The sequence below is a fragment of the Moorena sp. SIO4E2 genome (genome assembly GCF_010671945.1).
GTDB classification, from domain to species: domain Bacteria; phylum Cyanobacteriota; class Cyanobacteriia; order Cyanobacteriales; family Coleofasciculaceae; genus Moorena; species Moorena producens.
In genome coordinates this window covers 1-2,240 of record NZ_JAAHIE010000918.1, presented here as the reverse complement: position 1 = coordinate 2,240, position 2,240 = coordinate 1, and the positions used below count along the sequence as shown (strand labels likewise).

2 protein-coding genes are annotated in these 2,240 nt (G+C 46.7%); one reads left to right on the top strand and one right to left on the bottom strand.

The window, feature by feature from the left end; translation table 11 throughout:
• Positions 1–1,503 (top strand): CHAT domain-containing protein (locus F6K37_RS38960; RefSeq protein ID WP_287256583.1); only part of this gene is annotated, 1,503 nt, incomplete at its 5' end.
• A 29-nt stretch (positions 1,504–1,532) separates the two neighbouring features.
• On the opposite strand, the gene F6K37_RS38955 is transcribed toward F6K37_RS38960, so the two are convergent.
• The coding region (locus tag F6K37_RS38955) for a DUF928 domain-containing protein (protein ID WP_287256581.1) at positions 1,533–2,240 on the bottom strand (708 nt) is incomplete at its 5' end.

Here is a 2,240-nt window from a genome sequence, read left to right as displayed (position 1 = left end):
GGTGAATTGGGTCATCTCTATTACTGCCGCCAAGACTATCAAAACGCCCTAGACTTCACTCAAAAGGCATGGTGGATGGCTGACCAAAATCTATCCGCAAAAGATAGCCTGTATTTGTGGCAGTGGCAGCTGGGTCAAATTTTCCAAGCCCAAGGTAACGAAGTTAAGGCGGTCAATGCTTATAAAGAAGCGATCGCTACACTCAACGATATCAGAAAAGAGCTTCTGATTGCAGAGCGAGACTTACAGTTTGACTTTCGGGATGCCATTAATCCTCTCCACCGTGAATTGGCTAAGTTAAGGTTGGAACGTGCTGAGCTACTCCCCAAAGATAGTAAGGAGTACCCAGATGAGCTAAAGTCTGCCCTCGAAACCATTGATTCCCTAAAACTAGCAGAACTGCAAAATTACTTCGGCAATGATTGTGCGTTAATACTCATCAGTCAGAAACGAGTTGACGAACTGGTTGGGGAAAAAACCGCTGTCTTTAGCTCGATTATTTTAAGCGATCGCACCGGTATTCTAGTCAGTCTTCCCAAGGGCGAAAAGCGACTGGAGTGGATCAATGTTGATAGTCAAACTCTTAGAGAAGAAATCAACCAATTTCGCCGGGGACTGGAACGCAGACGTGATATTAACTATAACCTCAAACCAGCCCAAGAGCTGTATAAAAAGATTATTGCTCCTTTTACCAAGTATTTAAAGTCAGCACAGATAGAAACCCTTGTTTTCATCCAGGATGGCATCTTACGCAGCATCCCAATGGCTGCCCTCCACGACGGTGAAAAATTCTTAGTTGAAACCTATGCTATTGCCACAACCCCCAGTCTTAAGCTGACCAATCCCCAAGCCTTGAACCGTCAAAAACTTCGCGTCTTAGCCTTAGGGTTAACTCAAGAAAGTGAAGTCAACGGACAAGGGTTTTCAGCTTTGACCAATGTTGAAAGCGAACTCAAGGCAGTCGAGACTCAATTTCCAGGTAGCAAAACGCTTTTGAATCAGGATTTTACCCAAGAGCGCTTAGAAGAAGAACTGGCTCAAACCGTTTACCCCATTCTTCACATTGCCACCCACGGTCAATTTAGTGCGATTCGAGAAGACACCTTTCTCGTCACTGGAAATAATGACAAGCTCACCCTCGATGATCTGGAAAACACCATCAGCGGCGTTAGTCGTAAACCCGACTCAGGGGAATTGCTTGCCCTCACAGCTTGCCAAACGGCAGTGGGAGATGACCGTGCTGCTCTGGGTTTGGCTGGCATTGCCGTGCGAGCCGGTGTCAGCAGTGCTTTAGCCTCTCTTTGGTCTGTCAATGATGCCTCTACGGCTCAGTTAGTGACAGAGTTTTATGCCAACTTGCGCCGTCCTGGAGTAAGCAAAGCCGAGGCTTTACGTGCAGCTCAGCGAAAACTGATTGAGGCTGAGGACACAGAGGAGATTAACGACCAATATGCCCACCCCGCCTACTGGGCACCGTTTATCCTGATCGGTAACTGGCTTTAATCCTATGATTGACGGCGGGGTGGACTCAATCACCGCAGGCTACTGGCTATTTGCCTTAAGTTCTCAATCCGTTCATACTCCTCGTCAGTCAGTGCAGCTGCCTCTAATTCAGCCAGGTTTTCTAGTAGGGTTGAACCCACCTCTCCCAACCTAGATTCGTTAGCCAACTTCAGAGCTTCAGCTAAAGCATCGTACCATAAACTTGCCTTGGCATAGAAATCGGATTTGTTTGAGCCATCGACAAAAGTGCTTTCCAAAGTAGAAGGCATCTCTAGAACCTGAATATCTGCCCTAGCAATTAAATCACTTGATGCGTTATCTGGGTCACATAAGATGGTGACTTGCCAAAGATAAGTGCGACCTACTCTAAGTTCTGGTCTGTCCTCTGGTAGGGTTAATGTCATAACTCCTGGCCAACTCTTCAATGGAATTGCCTCACCGATTAATTTGGGTTTACCGTTTGAGTCATATTCATAGAGCGTGAATTCCATCTTTTTGGTGGTCGAGTCAGGAACAAACCAAGCAAAAGTCGGGCGAGTCGAAGCCGTTTGTCCAACATGACTTAGAGGAACTAGAGCTGTTAGGGGTATCCCTTCACCTTCGCACCCATCTCTGGAGCCTGCTTGTCCTGTATAGTCACTTGGAGGTTTCTGATCGGAAGGGAATTCGTACTCAGCTAGAGCAGCCCGAGTTATGACCAGGGATAAGCCTAAAATACAGCTAGTTACTAGTTTAGA